The 16332-nt window shown below is 35.3% G+C and carries 11 protein-coding genes; all 11 read right to left on the bottom strand.

Annotated features, from left to right (window positions below; genetic code table 11):
* The 11 genes from CEF14_RS10955 to ftsE all read right to left on the bottom strand — a co-directional run bounded on the left by CEF14_RS10955 (position 1) and on the right by ftsE (position 16228).
* A complete protein-coding gene (locus CEF14_RS10955; RefSeq protein ID WP_245890143.1) occupies positions 1 to 1194 on the bottom strand; it encodes a DUF418 domain-containing protein in 1194 nt (397 codons plus the stop codon).
* A 14-nt stretch (positions 1195 to 1208) separates the two neighbouring features.
* Entirely contained in the window at positions 1209 to 4880 is a 3672-nt protein-coding gene (gene addA / locus CEF14_RS10960) for a helicase-exonuclease AddAB subunit AddA (RefSeq protein ID WP_102692897.1), read from the bottom strand.
* Positions 4864 to 8370 (bottom strand): helicase-exonuclease AddAB subunit AddB, encoded by a 3507-nt coding sequence (gene addB, locus CEF14_RS10965; protein ID WP_102692898.1) that lies wholly within the window; start codon positions 8368 to 8370, stop codon positions 4864 to 4866. The genes addA and addB overlap by 17 nt, the downstream gene beginning before the upstream one ends.
* A 69-nt stretch (positions 8371 to 8439) precedes the next feature.
* Complete coding sequence (locus tag CEF14_RS10970; RefSeq protein WP_102692899.1) at positions 8440 to 9057, bottom strand: TVP38/TMEM64 family protein; 618 nt, start codon at positions 9055 to 9057, stop codon at positions 8440 to 8442.
* A 364-nt stretch (positions 9058 to 9421) separates the two neighbouring features.
* Positions 9422 to 9652 (bottom strand): CsbA family protein, encoded by a 231-nt coding sequence (locus CEF14_RS10975; protein WP_102692900.1) that lies wholly within the window; start codon positions 9650 to 9652, stop codon positions 9422 to 9424.
* 11 nt (positions 9653 to 9663) lie between these two features.
* Positions 9664 to 10842 (bottom strand): PDZ domain-containing protein, encoded by a 1179-nt coding sequence (locus CEF14_RS10980; protein WP_245890145.1) that lies wholly within the window; start codon positions 10840 to 10842, stop codon positions 9664 to 9666.
* Positions 10843 to 11093: 251 nt separating this feature from the next.
* Positions 11094 to 12524 carry a S41 family peptidase gene (locus tag CEF14_RS10985; protein WP_102692901.1) on the bottom strand — a complete coding sequence of 477 codons (1431 nt, stop codon included), beginning with the start codon at positions 12522 to 12524 and terminating at the stop codon, positions 11094 to 11096.
* A 78-nt stretch (positions 12525 to 12602) separates the two neighbouring features.
* The gene (locus CEF14_RS10990) at positions 12603 to 13181 is read right to left on the bottom strand and encodes a TlpA disulfide reductase family protein (protein ID WP_102692902.1); all 579 of its coding nucleotides are present in this window, start codon (positions 13179 to 13181) and stop codon (positions 12603 to 12605) included.
* A gap of 268 nt (positions 13182 to 13449) precedes the next feature.
* On the bottom strand, positions 13450 to 14085 hold the full coding sequence (locus CEF14_RS10995) for a hypothetical protein (protein WP_102692903.1): 636 nt from the start codon (positions 14083 to 14085) through the stop codon (positions 13450 to 13452).
* 582 nt (positions 14086 to 14667) lie between these two features.
* Complete coding sequence (gene ftsX / locus CEF14_RS11000) at positions 14668 to 15552, bottom strand: permease-like cell division protein FtsX (RefSeq protein ID WP_102692904.1); 885 nt, start codon at positions 15550 to 15552, stop codon at positions 14668 to 14670.
* Positions 15542 to 16228, bottom strand: coding sequence for a cell division ATP-binding protein FtsE (gene ftsE, locus CEF14_RS11005; RefSeq protein WP_102692905.1), 687 nt, complete (start codon positions 16226 to 16228; stop codon positions 15542 to 15544). Before ftsE ends, ftsX begins: the two co-directional genes overlap by 11 nt.
* Between the last annotated feature and the right edge of the window lie 104 nt (positions 16229 to 16332).

Raw genomic sequence — 16332 nt, forward strand, 5'->3', positions numbered from 1 at the left:
TTAGTGATTTATTTCCTCTTTTTTCAGTACAGTTTTTCCATAAGTTATTCTCTTCCAAACTGCTTCAATTGGTCCTTGCTTAAATAGCATAAACCAAATCGTTGCAAAGACGAGTTGTATCACGTAAATGCCGACAGCTAGCCCTGTTGCTGTATCTACTCCAATTTTACCATAAAGTCCTAAACCATAATGATAAAAGATAAACGTTCCGACAATAGATTGCATCATGTAGATCGTCAAAGACATCCGTCCAGCCTTTGCAATGGGCGATAATAATTTTGTCGCATAAGGAATACAGCAAATCAAAACAAACAGGCTAACATAACCTAAAGCCAACATTGGCCCTCCAAAATACGCTTGAATATAATCTATAAAGATATTGCGGTTCATAGTATATGGGAATGATTTTAAAACAATACCTATGGGAATCATTGTAGTGGCTAAGATCAGCCATAAATTCAGCCTATTTTTTGCTTTTTCGATTAATCTCCATTTTGAAGCAGCTGCACCGATCAACATGTAGGGTAAAATTGTAAAGAGAGACATAATCCACATTTGTAGAGAGAATTGAATGGACAAATCTGTTAATCGTTGGGTAAACGCTTCAGTCCAAGTTCCGGAACCGTATGCCTTTATGGCATTTTCTACCCCCTCAATATCTATAAATTGAGACATATCACTACTTGAAGGATTCCCTAAAACCGTAAGCTCTGTTAGTAATGCCATGAAGCCATTAATCACTGTGTAAAAAATTAAACTAATCGCCAATAAAAATCCTGGTCTTAAACGAATGAGCGTCATTAATATAAATCCACAAAAAGCATAAGTCATCAAAATATCTCCCCACCATATGAATAATGCATGGAAGATACCAATAAGAAATAGAAATACTAAACGCTTAATCCCTAATTTATAAAATGAATCTCCTAAACATGTTGCTTTTGAATATTGCATGGCAAGTCCATATCCAAAAAGCATTGAAAAAAGTGGATAAAAACTCCCCTGTACCAAGATATCTAGCCATTTTTGAAACTCCTTATCGGCAGGTACAGTAAACCAAGTCTTCAAATCGATATGTGGTAGCGGTGTACTAAATGCAAACATATTAACAAGTAAAATACCTAGTAAACTCACACCACGAAGTATATCCAGAATATCTATTCGCTGTGTACTAGTGGTTGGACTACTATTCACTTTAAAATATCCCCCTACAATTGAACTGACTGCTTGGCATCAAATGCATAAATTACTTTCTCGTGCACGTTGATTTTTAAAATTTCCTCTAATGCTCTCTTATACAATGAAAGTTGAACATCATATCGGTTAACCATTTCTCTTCGTAATCCTTCAATTGTTTTCATACTTGGTTGCAGATGATCTGTTTTATAATCGAGTAATATCCATTGCCCATTTGAATCTTTCAGTAAACAGTCAACTACCCCTTGCACAATTTGTGTGTCACCTTCGTTATCCTCAAGACTAATTGTAAATGGCATTTCACGATGTAATTCCAGCGCATGCATAAATCGATGTCCGATCTCTGTGTCAAAAAATTCTATGATCTTATCAGCCTGTACGGCTGTACCTTCCTCTTGTGTTAGTAGTTGTCTCTCTACTAAAATTTGAACAAATTGATGTACCGCCTCTACATCATGTAAACCCTCTTGTGGGATGTGTTGCATTACCGTGTGCATAGCCGTACCAATTTCTGCAGCAGTTAATGAACGTTGTTGTAAAAATGAAGGTCTTGTTGCTACTCTTTGCTGATTTGATGAAACTTTCGTAAAATACTCTGGTTCTTCTTGTGCTTCTAAATGTTGCAATCGTTTTAACTCACTAACCGATGTTTTAGAACGTTTCGCAATAGCATGTTCAAATGCATACGGTGTATCAAAACGGTTTCGAATTTCTTTTAAAATCGATTCATCAACTTGAGGCTCTTTTTGTGCCATTTCTTCTTTTGAACTGATTTCTTCATCGATTGTTTTAAGTTCATCTGTATCTATTACTGTAAGTTTCCAATGTGACAATTCCTTATTATTCTCATCATTACCTTCAAAATCAGGATGACTTGCAAATGCTGGGCCGATCCAATCCAAATAGTTTTTTGCACTTGCACGAATATAATCTGGAATCATACCATTTTGGTGAAGTTGCTTTGAGTCAACCCATTTTTTTTGAGTTTTCCCCCAATCCTTCACAGTACCAACTAGATATAGCTTTTCTTTTGCTCGTGTCATCGCAACATACAAAATACGCATTTCTTCAGATTTCATTTCGAGCGTCTTCTTTTCAACCATTGCTAAGAATGGTAGAGAAGTATATTGAATTCTCTTTTCTGGGTCAATCATTTTTACCCCCAAACCAAATTCTTGGTCAAACAAATAAGGTAAATGGAAATCCATTTTGTTAAATTCCCTTCCTAGCCCTGCAACAAAAACAAATGGAAATTCTAATCCTTTTGAAGCGTGAATCGTCATCAGGCGTACAACATTTTCTTTTTCGCTTATTGCACGTGCTTCTCCCAAGTCGTCCCCTCTTAATCTCATGCGCTCTACAAATCTTAAGAAGCGGAAAAGCCCTCGAAATGACGTTTTTTCGTAAGCAATAGCACGGTCATGTAATGCGCGTAAATTCGCTTGACGTTGTTTACCATTTAACATTGCCCCGACCATTTCATAATAATTCGTATCCATATATACTCGCCAAATTAAATCAGACAAAGAGCCACGTCTAGCTAAATCACGCCATTCTTCTAGGTGCAATAAGAATCGTTGTAATTTCTCGGCAGTCGAAGATTTTAAGCCTGCACCTTCATTACGTACAAATTGTTTTAATGCATCATAAAAAGCTGCTTTTGGCTCAGCTAAACGAATACTTGCTAATTCATTTTCCGTTAACCCTACAAAAGGTGCTCTTAGCACGGAAGCCAAAGGTATGTCTTGATACGGATTATCGATAATTTTCAATGTGTTTAACATGATCATCACTTCTAGTGCCTCAAAATAACCTTTTGAAACTTCTGCATATAGTGGAATTCCTGCTGTCTTAAATTCTTCCACAATATCTACTGACCAAGTCATAGAACGCATGAGAATGACAAAATCTCGATATTCAACAGGTCTCTCCTTTTTCTCCCAAGGGTCAAAGACGACCATATCCGAATCCATGATTCGACGAATTTCTTTAATAATATATCTTGCTTCCTGCTGAGACTTTTTCAAATCTTCTTCAGCTAAAAGTTCTGAATCTGTTTCTTCTTCCTCTTTTTCAGCAGTATGTAAGATTGCTAATTCAAGAGGCATCTCTTTTTCATCATATGGTGCTTTAGGTTTTAAAGCTGCTGCTGCATCATAAGCAACTTCACCAACTTCTTCTCCCATAACTTGTTGAAAAACAAAATTCGTACCATGTAAAACTTCTGGTCGACTACGAAAGTTTGCATTCAAGTCTATTCGTAAACCTGTATCAGTTGAATTTTCATTGTATTTTAAATATTTATGCAAGAATAATGTTGGTTCGGCTAAACGGAATCGATAGATGGACTGTTTTACATCTCCTACCATAAACATGTTACCGTTTGCTGCATCCCCGCTTTTTACTAGTTGCAATATGGTTTCTTGCAAACGATTTGTATCTTGGTATTCATCGACTAATACTTCTTTAAATTGTGCGCGATAATCAAGTGCTACAGAAGACGGTACAAGATTTCCATCTACTTCATCAGTTAAAATAGATAAGGCAAAATGCTCTAAATCGGAAAAGTCAACGATTCCTTTTGTACTCTTCGCTTTGCCATATTCCACACTAAATTGAATTGCTAACTCTACCAGTGTTTCAATCAATGGTTTCATCAAACGAATTTCATCTAGTAGTTTCTCAGGAGTACGTTTAAAATAAGTTTCTATGTTTTTTTCAAATAATTCCTTTGCTTGTTTTCGTTTTGACTTTGCAAGTTCTAATAACTCTTCATCACAGCTACCTTTTCTTTGCGATTTTGCACGATCTAATTTCGCAGTTTGAAAGAAATGGTAAGCTTCTTTCCAACTACGTTCTGTTATGAAACCTCGTGCTTCTTGATACAAAATTAGATCTTTTTGTGCTGTTTCTCCAAAAGCAAACGGACCATCAGGTTGCAAAGAAAGTTGACGTACTTCTTCTGCTAAACCAATTGCACCATCAATACTGTGTAAAATAGCTTTTTTAATATGCTTTGTTATTTCTAAATCATCAATTGTCGTATTTTCGTCAATTGTATACTGATCTGGTAATGAACGAAGCCACTTAATGGGTTCCGGATTTACTCTAGACATTTCATAAAGTTTATTGAGTAAAACCTCGATTGCTTGATCATCACGATCAGAAGTGAAACTATCGACTAAACGATAAATTTCTTCAACATTTTCTCCATCGTATGCACTCTCTAATACTTCTGCTAAAGTATCATCCTTTAACAATGCAGCTTCTGTATCATCAGCAATTCTGAATCCTGGATCGATATCTAATAAGTATGCATATTGTCGAACAATATTTAAGCAAAATGAATGCAATGTTGATATTTGTGCTTTATTGATTAAGCTGAGCTGTTTACGTAAATGTTTGGATTGTGGATTTTTACGAATTTCTTTTTCTAAGGCATTAGCCATACGATGTCGCATTTCAGCGGCTGAGGCATTTGTAAACGTCACAACGAGAAGCTGATCTACGTCTATAGGGTCTGCTGTAGAAATTACTTTTTCAATCATTCTATTAATAAGAACAGCTGTTTTCCCTGAACCTGCAGCAGCAGAAACTAATATATCTCTTCCAGATGCCCAGATTGCTTTCCATTGTTCATCTGTCCAAGTAGCATCTTCTGGTTTCTTAGGAATCTGAATCATCTATATCAGCCTCCTTACGAATTTTTTCGATAATTTCTCCTGATTTTTCCACATGAAGTTGACGATAATGTTGGCTAGAATCCGTTGTATCAAATTGACACACGCTCTTATATGAACAGAACTCACATGCTGTTCTTTGATTCATTTTAAAAGGACTAATATCTGTGCAGCCTTCTAATATCTCCTCTCCAGCTCTCTTATGCTTATTTCGAACAAACTTCGTTAGAGACTTCATATCATTTGGCGCAATAACAGAAGATAGATTCGGAGAGGTACTTCCATCCTTCTTCATATAAATTGGAACAACTTGTGAGTATCCACCACTCTCCGCTAATTGGTCGTCCATTGCTACAATTGAATCATAATCATCTAACAATAAACCTTTCATTTTAAAATCTTTTAACCGTTCGATTTCTGCTTCTTCCACAGATAAACTATTATTCGAACTTAGCATTGGATTATGGACATGGATATAGAGTACGCCACCAGCTTCCGCATGAATAGGGAGCCATTCTTCAGAATTTGTGATAGCAACATCTAAATAAATTAGCATTTGTAATGATAATCCATAGTAGACATCATTCAAATCTAATTTACGTGCAGATGATTTATAATCAACTACACGAATATAGGGTTTACCATTGACAGTTGTTGCATCAACTCTGTCAATTCGACCACGCATTTGCATTTTTTTGTGATCTTTTAGTTGAATCACAAGTGGTGGTAATGGATCTCCTGGACCAAAAGCTGTCTCTACAGCAATTGGTTTAAATCCTGATACTCTAGCGTGTTGGCTAAGTGATTGCAATGTTCGTTGTACAACATATGTCAATTTGCGCTGAATATAACGATAACGAGCATTACTTAATAAGATTTGATGATATAGAAGTGGCGCTATTGCTTCGACAGCCTGTTTAGCTAACAACGCACACTGTTCACTTGATAATTGTGCCCATGTAATTTTCAAACGATCCGTTTCTTCTCCAATCCATTTCAATGCAGCATGGAATAAATCTCCAATTGTTGGTGTTTCCAAACGGTATTCTGGTCTTTCTTCTAAATGAAGACCATATGAAGAAAAATGAGCAAATGGACATCGATAAAATTTTTCGATTCGGGAAACGCTAGAGGTTATGGTAGATCCATATAAAGCTTCTGTTAATTCAGGAGTTAAATTTTCTGCTTTATTATGTGTTTTCAGTGGTCGCATTAAACGTTTCAATACAGTATTCCAATACGGATCTTCTTCATAATAGCGTTTTAGTGCGAGCCATTCTGCTGCGAGTTCTCGGTCTTCGAGATGCAAACGAAGTTGCTTCATTAAATAGGCTAATGAGGTTCTAGGATGAACAATATAAGAAAGAGCACTTTGCTCACTTGATGATTCACTAGGATCAACTAAAGCAATTGATTTCTTAATGTTTTCCAACTGATCTTCCAAACGTTTGATATACAGTGAAGGTAAAAGAGCTTTACTTTCTTCATCCGCAATAGGATAAGTTACGATTAATCGATCAGATTGCATTGTGAAAGTATGGTATGTGATAAATTCCTCTTCTAGTAACCGTGTTTTAGATGTAGGCGCAATTTCATACCCAACTTGTGTAAACCATTCCCGCTCGGTATCTCCTAATAACCCTTCGTAATCCATACGTTTAGGATATACACCTTCATTTACCCCAATAACGAAAACTACTTTTGTCTTTGTTAAACGAGCAATATCTGATGTTGCGATTGTCACTTGATCGAGTGAAGGAGGAATTCGAGAAAATTCCAATGTATCAAAACCCTCATCTAAAATTTCAAGTGCATCATCGATTGTCATTTGTTGATCACCGAAAAGCATCACAAACTGATCCAAAATTTCTATCCACTTATTCCACGCTTGTTCGTGTTCACTTGCTTCTAATAAATGCCCCTTCTCAATTTCACGATCCTTTAATGCTTGTAATTTATCGAAAACTTCTAGGTTTTCTATAAAAGTATATAAAGCTGTGGCAATATCAGCCCCTGTTAGAGCTTCTTTTAGTTGGTTCTCAAAAGCTTTTAATGGTTCGCGGATTTGTCCGCGTACGGCTTCAATTTCTTTTTGATAAGCTCGTTCCTCATCCGTTTGATGCTTTGAATACAATTCTAAGCCACGATATTTTTTGTATAACCAGCGATTTTCTTCAAACCACCGTTTTCCATATATCCCTTGAGCCAATATAAAGTTTTCAAGTATATCTGCTCGTTCCCTCCAAATCTGAATATCTGAAGTTATTGGGAAGAACAAATCTGTTTTAATCGCACGAAAAATAGGTTCATACTTCCAATCAGATTGAATGGCTTCTATTGCTGAGCGACTTAACTCAATAAGTGGATGATGCAGCATTGGTTTTTTCTGACTGACGAAAAAGGGAATATCATATTGTGGGAAAATTGTTGAAATCAGCGGGTCATACACATCCGCTTGACGATATAAAATAGCCATATCTCGGTAGCGCATTTGATCATTTTGAGTTAGATTTTTAATTTTCCTTGCAATAGCATGGATCTCTGATCGACGATTAGCAGCCTCGATGATTTCTACGCTACCATCACTTTCTTGTTGAACGGGCGGGAACACTTCAAACTGACTTTCAATATGACGTAAATCAGCTGTATTAAAACGGTATTGTTGAGTACAATGAACGATTGGTTCCACTTCAATTCCATTCTCAAAAGCTAACTCTTTCAATCTAGCACAGGTTCTTGCAGATTGATAAAACAAAGCTTGTTCATCATCTGCATCCGTTTCTGCTTCCATAGGAAGTACTACCGTAACACGTTTTGCTACTTTCATAAGTTCTTGCACTAATTCAAATTCTCTGGTTGTAAAAGCTGTAAAACCATCTATATAAATTGCTGCTTTTCGAATGATTTCAGAATTTGCTAGTTGAGATGTTAAAAGAGGATAATATCCTTCACTATCAACATATGTAGTTCCCAAGGAATCTTCAATCGCTTGAATAAGAAGATGTAAGTCATGGACTTTATCTACCAAAGATTGAGGTGCGTCAATTTGCTCTAAATGAGCTTCTAAATTCATCAGGGCTAAACTATCTAAACTATACCTACTGAATTCTTTTAATAATGATTCCATCTCAGCTGTGAAACCACGCTTATCTGCAGCTTTGCGAAATAATAAAAATTCTTCCTTATGCTGTTCTAAGAGTTTCTTAATGAGCATACGATAGCCGAAACCATTCACTTCTTTACGACTAATACCACCTGTTTCTTGCAAAACACGCCATGCCAGACGTTTAAAAGTAGTTACTTGTGCTCGTATTAATCCTTTAACATTGAAATCATGTGTCATATCATATTCTACAGAAAACGACATTTGATCTGGTACAATCAAAAAAATAGGCGAACCAAACGTTCTTTTTTGAACTTCAGTGGCAATTTCTTGCTGTATTAATGTTGTTTTACCTGTTCCAGACCGTCCAGTAACAATACGTAGCGACATTTTTACTCCTCCTCACCTACTTTTTAAATATACTATCATTCCTTCACTGAAAAGAACAAACGTTCCTATTTATTTTCTATTTTTCGAAATCTTTCTCATATCTTTTTCAATTTTTTCATTTAATCTTGCTTCGACTTGCTTTCCACCCCACCATAACAAAACGATGATGATAATAATTAGGCATGTCCGAATTGGATTGGTAATTAATGCTCGTAGATCAGATCCTATCCAACTAATGATAAAAATCATCACAAATTTTGCTAACATAACCGTGAATAAGTATCTTTTTTTCTTTAAATTTGATAAACCTGCCACAATATTGACAAGTGCAGATGGTGTAAAAGGAAAACATAATAAGATAAATAACGGCGTAAATCCTTGATATTCCACCCAATGTATTAATTTTTGTACGGCATTTTTTTCTGTAACGAAGCGGAAAATTTTACTTTTACCAAATTTTCGTACAATTAAAAATACACAATACGCTCCTAAAACAGCACCAACCCATGAAAAAAGGAACCCCCACCATAAACCATATGCACTAGCGTTAGCCACTACAAAAGCTGCTAATGGCAAAAATGAAAAAAATGCTTCCAAAAATGGTAATGCAATAGCTAATAGAGTACCAATTAATCGATATTGGTGTGCTAATGACTGAAAATTTTCAATTGATAACCAATCTGGCACCCCAATTGCCTCCTTTAAATTTTAGGCGGTCGCTTTCCCGAAGGAGTTGCCACCTTTCACTAAAGTAAATTCATATGAATTAAAAAACAACTATAACATATACGAGAGCTAACTTTTAAGTATATGTCTTTTTTCATCTAATAAGAGCGATTCAATCTCTTTAAAGTTGCTCAAAAGGACAGCATTTTACATAATTCAAAAAATCGCTACTTTCTTTAACATGCTAGTTCTTTCCATACATTATACAATAGTTCCATTATTCTTTAGTGTTGTAAGAACTATTTTTTCCATCATTTTTAAATATCATAAAACAGGATCTCTAATAAAAAAAGCCTGTCCACAATAGAGGACAAGCTTCTTCATTTTAGTTTTTCTGTTGATTCATCATCTTTGTTGCATACCAGAAACCAATTGTAAGTGAAATTGCATCTACTACATACAGTAGTGGTGGATGAGTATAGCCTGCATAAATCGATGCCGCTATCAAAGCAACTGAAAGAGCTAATCCTACATAATTTTTGAATGTAACACGTGTAAATAAGATAACCAATAAACCTGGCAAAATAAGTGCCATTAAAAATTTCATTACCGACATACATTCACTCCCTATCGTACAACGAGCAAACCAATTCTAAAATGATCATGGCGATAAATGACATGTTGTCTTAGACGAACTTCTCCATCTTGATCAAGTACTTCTAATCGACAATGTGCAGCATTTATTTGCAAAGCCTCATACAGTTCCTCTTCTGTTTTTACAGGAATACCATTTACTTTACGAATACACTCTCCTACTTGTATCCCCATCGCTTCTGCTGGTGAATCTGGTAAAATGCCAGCTACCATAACCCCTGAATCTTGTGGAGTCACAGCATAACTACCATGACGCTCGCTTATTGAATAAATAATCGAAATCAGTGCTCGTCCAACGATTGCGACACAAACCGCTGCTATCCCCATAATAGGGAAGAAATAAGCTATAATTGCTTCTACTAATACAAGGCATCCTAACATTTCCACAGTTTTACCTAACTGTGGATAGAAATGCACTGGAAGCATTTTGCGAGATCGTTGTTGAAAACCAATGACAAGTGGTACTAGAATCAATGAAAATGAATCACTACCTAATGGAATCTGTGGCCAATATGGAAGAAATTCGTGTATTGCCCCACTAGGTAAAACAAAGAATATAGGAAGTAACCATAAACGTTTTGCAAGATAAATTACAGATGGTAATCCGCGTTCAGTCTTTAAAATTTGGGGAGATGCAAGTTTTGCAGCATTCTTTTTAATTAAATACCCTTCTGCCATCAATAAAAGACCAACCATAACTGGTATTGAAACCAGCATACCAATATGCATTGAAGCACTTGTAACATCCCAATTGAAGAAATGCCAAGAACCATCAGTTATATATGTATACCATAAAATGATGAATGCAATTCCTAAAGGATATGCTGGAGATGCTAGATGATAATAAAATGTTAGTAAACATATAACACCTACAGCAGCACTTAAAACGATAAATTGAATCGGAACAACCAAACCTACTAGAATACTAATAATCGAAATGACAAATCCGATTAGCCAGCCCTCTTTAAACATTAAAATTGTCTCAGACCAGCCCCATAAAATTCGTGTATTAAAAGATTTCCTCTCATTTTTAACACGATGATAACCAATTAAAATGGAGAAAATAATCGCAACATACAATAACGGATTTAAAAAGAAACGGCCGATGCCTTTAAATAGTTCCATGACAATATCTACATACATAATTTGCATCACCTTTCGATTTTTTACTATCAAGTGAAAATTCTATCAGTATGGATTTTCTTCATCCTCACATGATAGTTCGTCGCACCAATAGTGTTATGGGCAGTTCCCCCTACCGATCTTTTCGCTTCTTTCGCACTTTTCAGGTAGGGGCATACTGCTCGTTCATGCAGGATCAATAGTATTGTCTCTTAATTGTACCAAACAGCCGTTTTAAAACGAAGTCTTTTTAGACCTATAAAGCAAATAGATTTCACTAATTATTTTAATTGATGATTGATAAAACCAATTGCCATTTGTAGTTGCAGATCATTATCAAGATTATTTCTGTATTTCACCATTTCTTCATGTAAAGCAAAAAGGAAAGTGTCGTCCATTTTATTTCCATTTGTTAGCTGATGTTTTTTGCTATATTCTTCTATGGCTTTTGCTGTTGTTCTATCGAAATAGCCATCAACTCTACTAACTGAATACCCTTGGGCTTTTAGAACTTCCTGAACGGATTGAATATTATCCGAAAAATCACCTTCTTTAAAATTGCCAGTTATAGGTGGTAATTTCATATGGAATAACGGATTTTGTTCTACCTCTAATGTTGCTTTGATACCCTTACCGTGTATCCATTCTCGTTTTGGTGTTAACCATTTATGCGTTGAAAGTTTAAGCTCCCCACCATTTGATAACGGCCAAGTTTCTTGAACTGTCCCTTTTCCAAAACTTTTCACACCTATTATCGAAGCACGTCTTAAGTCTTTTAATGCTGCGCTTAAAACCTCGCTCGCTGATGCACTACCCTCATCTTGTAATAATACAACAGGTAGTGTTTTCAATTGTTCATCATACTTAAATCCCATTCTATTATTCGTTACTTGTAATGGTTCCTGATTTCCCGTTGCATTTTCCATATAAGCATAGGTTGTATTCGGTTGTACTAAACTTCCAATTACTTGCTCTACACTTTTTAAATAACCACCAGGATTACTGCGAACGTCTACAATTAATGCTGTAATTTTTTGCTTCAAAAGTTCATTGGTATTTTTATACCACTCTTCAGCTGTCTTCTCTCCAAAGACTTTAATTGATATATAGCCAATATTTTTACCTTCTGAAACTAGCACCTTACTATTAACCGTAGTCTGTGTGATTGCTGCCCTTGTCATATTTAGCTCTACATGGCGATCTTCTGAAGGTCTATAAACTGTCATCTTCAAGGATGTACCTTCCTCACCTCGAATCAGGGCTAATAATTCTGTTAATGTTTTACCATCAGTCCGTTCACCATTTACTTGTACAATTTCGTCATATGGTTTTAACCCAGCCTTTTCAGCTGGTGAATCTTTTACTGGGGACACAATGATAAAACGTCCCTGACTTTCAGTAATTTCGGCCCCAATTCCCACTCTTTCATCTGACAACTGTTCCCTATGCATCTTTGCTTCTTCTTCCGTATAGTACGTACTATATGGGTCTTTTAGTGCACCAGCCATACCATTGATAGCACCTTCAATAAGTTGTTTTTCTGTCGTTTCATGGACAGACTCTTTGCGAATTAGCTCGTAAGCTTCTCCTACTGATTGTAATACTCCTTGTTCCTCTTTTACGATCTTGTCCGTTTTCTGGTACTTCACAAAAGCAAATGACCCTACACCTAATACAAAAATCATTAAAAAATAAAGCCACCATTTTCGCATTTATCTCGTCCCTCCCGTATCCATTTAATGTATGAACGGAGAACAAGATTTAAAACTCAAAAATAGTGACAACCTTTATTATTTTATTGCAGCGATTGTTTTGGACATCATCTCTTGATCCATGGGACCAACAACTTTCTTTTGAATTTTCCCGTTTTTATCGATAAAGAAGGTCGTAGGAATTGTTACGATTTCATATTGTCTTTGTTGTTCTCCATCTTCGTCCAATAAAACCGGATACGTCATTTCATATGATTTTACAAAATCTCGAATATACGCTTTATCTTTATCTGCTTTTGTTAAGTTTACAGCTAGAATTTCAACACCATCATCTTTTGCCTGTTTTTTATAGTATTTTTCCATCTGGGGAATTTCCGCTTTACATGGCGGACACCAAGTTGCCCAGAAATTTAGTATAACTATTTTTCCCTTATAATCTGAAAGTTTTACTTTTTTATCATCTAATGTTTTCAGTTGGAAATCTGGCGCAGTTTGGTTTATTTCTAAACCGCTCCCTTTATCATTTTTAGCTGTGGAGACCTGAGTGGAAGAAGTATCTACTTTTTGCCCTTCCTCTACTTTTGATTTCACAAAATTCGTTAGCGCAATAGCAATTAAAGCGATGATTAGTAGCAAACTAAATATTTTCTTTTTCAACTTCGTGCCCTCCTAATTTTGAAAAAATTACATGCGTGTTGATCGTCCAGTTTTCTCCATTGGAAAAATTGATCATCAATTGATACCCGCTAAGAATTGATTGCTTTCTGGCAAGGTTTCCAGCTACACGCTTTTCCCGCAGGAGTCAGCAATCCTTCCTCTCATCAATAGACAATGAGATACAGGCACCTTGAAAATAAGATTACAGAAGGATTTCCTTCCTATTTTATCCTATTCAACACGCTTCCTTATTCGAATAGGATCTAACTTAACTTATTTTTAAATGATTACTTTTTAAAGTAAGATTAAATATTACAAAAATGAATGTTACAAATACAGATAATTGCCAAATACCTAATGGCTGTAATGTTGCAATCAACACATGCGTACATAAAAATAAAAGTAATAGTTGCCTATGCCAAATAGGCTTTTCTTTTCTCTTCCATAATGCAAGGATTATCCAACAAGAAAATCCTGTAATGGTTAATGCTTTTTGCCATAGTGTAGCATCATTTAAACTAGCCATCCATATTTGATAACTACTTGAACAAAGAATGATTGTCATAAATACTGCTTGTAAAGCATCCTCTTTCAGTCTATTTTGATGAAACTTATACCAAAGAGTGCCACACATAAACAATATACCTATTCCAAACCCCATCATACCACCATTAAAATACAATATTGTTAAGGGTTGCTTAATAACCATTGAAAAATCTGTGACAATGACACTGAATTTCCATACCAATATGAGTTGAAGCACTGCATCCAAAAAGATATTTGCAATCTCTTTTCGATATAATACCCTTAATAATAACCACATTAGAACAAAGCTACTAACTAAAGCAACCCAAGAGGATGGTATCATAAGTGTTTTAAGACTATACCACTCAGTTACTTGCATCTATACATACCCCCAAACGCAAATTAGTATACCCTATACCGTATATTAAATGATAAAAAGAACCACCACAAGTTTCTTCGCTTCTTCTCTCCATTTTCACAATAGCAAGAGATCAGATTAAATCGTTTTTGTTTTTATAAAAAAGGTCTTATTTAAAAGTTGATAAAAACTTCATATTACCAAATCAAGAGATTCAACAATGAACAACTATGGCTGATTTGGAATGGAGAATGACGACTCCTGTGCACAATCGTGAGCCTTGAGTTTCCGGACCTAACGAAGCGAATGAGGAAGCTCAATCCACGCTCGCGGAAAGCGCCATCTGGAGCGACATATATTTGAAGAATGATCCGAATGATTGAATTTTTCATTCAGAAAAGTATTCACTATTTTCGACTAGGAAAGTATTTATGAATTTGTTTCAATAAAAAGAAAATCCGAACTAATGTGAAATTCCAATTAGAATTTCGAATCATAGTTCGGATTTTTCATTTGCTGAGATACTTCTGTCCCAGCTTCTTTTTACTTTAGGATACCCCTCAAATATTTATAAAGAGGTGAATTCCTACTCTCTACCTTGTATTAGATTTTCAAGAATTTTCGAACTGACATGAAACTTCCCCAAACACCAATAATAATTCCCATCAATAGAATTAATAGATCAACTTCTAAGATAAATGGTGTAACATTTAGCAGTTGGAATATTTCTCCTTTTAATTTTGGTGCAACTATATTGTATAGCTGTGAATATAGAATCGTTACAATTACGATAGGAATAAGTGAACCTAACAATCCGAGCCATATTCCCTCTAAAATGAATGGTATACGGACAAACCAATTCGTTGCACCAACTAATTTCATAATCTCAATTTCTTTTCTTCTTGCAGTAATTGTAATTTTAATCGTATTAGAGATTAAGAACATTGCCGTAAGAAGCAACGCGATGATTAATACAATACCCACATTTCTACTGATGTTGATAAATTTAAATAGCTTTTCAATTTTCCCTTTACCATATAGCACTTCATATGTGTTATCTAATGCATCAATTTGTTTAGCTACTTTTGCTGTTTGCTGAGGATTATCCGCTTTTACATAAAGTACATTTCGCAATGGATTGCTTTGTTTAAATAAGCTTAAATCTTCCCCAAATTCCTTAACCAAACTATTTAACTCGTGTTCTTTCGATGAATATTTCATCGATTCAACACCAGGCATTTCCTTAATCTGCTGTTGTAAGGTTTCCTCCGCCTTCTGATCTGCTTGTAAATCAATAAGTACTTTGATTTCTACATCATTTTCAACATCATGAGCAACTTTATTTAAGTTCATCATAATTACCATGAATACGCCTACTAATAATAGTGTAACTGTTACTGCACTGACAGATGCAAAAGTCATCCAACCATTACGACCAACCGATTTCACACTTTCTCTTACGTGACGACTAAGAGTACTAGATTTCATAACCGTAGTCACCTCCATGTTCATCACGAACAATTAGACCGCCTTCAATTGCTATTACACGGCGTCTCATGTTATTTACAATTTCCCGATTATGCGTTGCCATGATAATAGTTGTTCCGCGGGCATTAATTTCTTCAAATAAATTCATTATATCCCAAGATGTATCTGGATCTAAATTTCCGGTAGGTTCATCTGCAATGACCACTTTTGGAATATTGACGATGGATCGTGCAATCGATACACGTTGTTGTTCGCCTCCTGACAATTCATCAGGAAACATTCTCGCTTTCTTTTTTAATCCAACTAAATCCAACACATCCATTACTCGTTTACGAATTTTTGATGGATTTTCTTCGATCACTTCTAGTGCAAATGCGACATTTTCATATACATTTAATCTTGGTAATAATTTAAAATCTTGAAAAACGACACCAATCTGTCTTCTTAGATAGGGTACCTCTTTATTCTTTAATGTCGATAAATTCATCCCATTGACAAAAATTTCGCCTGAAGTTGCTTTTTCTTCACGATACATCATCTTAATAAATGTCGATTTACCTGCACCACTAGGACCCACGATATAGACAAATTCACCTTGTTTAATTTTTATATTAAGTCCATTAATCGCAACAATCCCATTTGGGTACTTTTTATAGACATTCTTCATTTCTATCATTTTTTTACCACCTATATTATAGTAAAACTTAACCATTTTTAGTTAAGACCATTATAACATTGTACTTGTTTTCTATCATTACAGTTTTATTTCAAATCATTAAA

The organism is Rummeliibacillus pycnus (genome assembly GCF_002884495.1).
GTDB classification, from domain to species: Bacteria; Bacillota; Bacilli; order Bacillales_A; family Planococcaceae; genus Rummeliibacillus; species Rummeliibacillus pycnus.

What these genes read in the sequence shown, in the direction of transcription:
- addB (WP_102692898.1), bottom strand. Translation starts at nt 8,370, where the DNA reads ATGTCGCTACGTATTGTTACTGGACGGTCTGGAACAGGTAAAACAACA.
- CEF14_RS10985 (WP_102692901.1), bottom strand. Translation starts at nt 12,524, where the DNA reads ATGCGAAAATGGTGGCTTTATTTTTTAATGATTTTTGTATTAGGTGTA.
- CEF14_RS10975 (WP_102692900.1), bottom strand. Translation starts at nt 9,652, where the DNA reads ATGTCGGTAATGAAATTTTTAATGGCACTTATTTTGCCAGGTTTATTG.
- CEF14_RS10995 (WP_102692903.1), bottom strand. Translation starts at nt 14,085, where the DNA reads ATGCAAGTAACTGAGTGGTATAGTCTTAAAACACTTATGATACCATCC.
- ftsE (WP_102692905.1), bottom strand. Translation starts at nt 16,228, where the DNA reads ATGATAGAAATGAAGAATGTCTATAAAAAGTACCCAAATGGGATTGTT.
- CEF14_RS10980 (WP_245890145.1), bottom strand. Translation starts at nt 10,842, where the DNA reads ATGCAAATTATGTATGTAGATATTGTCATGGAACTATTTAAAGGCATC.
- addA (WP_102692897.1), bottom strand. Translation starts at nt 4,880, where the DNA reads ATGATTCAGATTCCTAAGAAACCAGAAGATGCTACTTGGACAGATGAA.
- ftsX (WP_102692904.1), bottom strand. Translation starts at nt 15,552, where the DNA reads ATGAAATCTAGTACTCTTAGTCGTCACGTAAGAGAAAGTGTGAAATCG.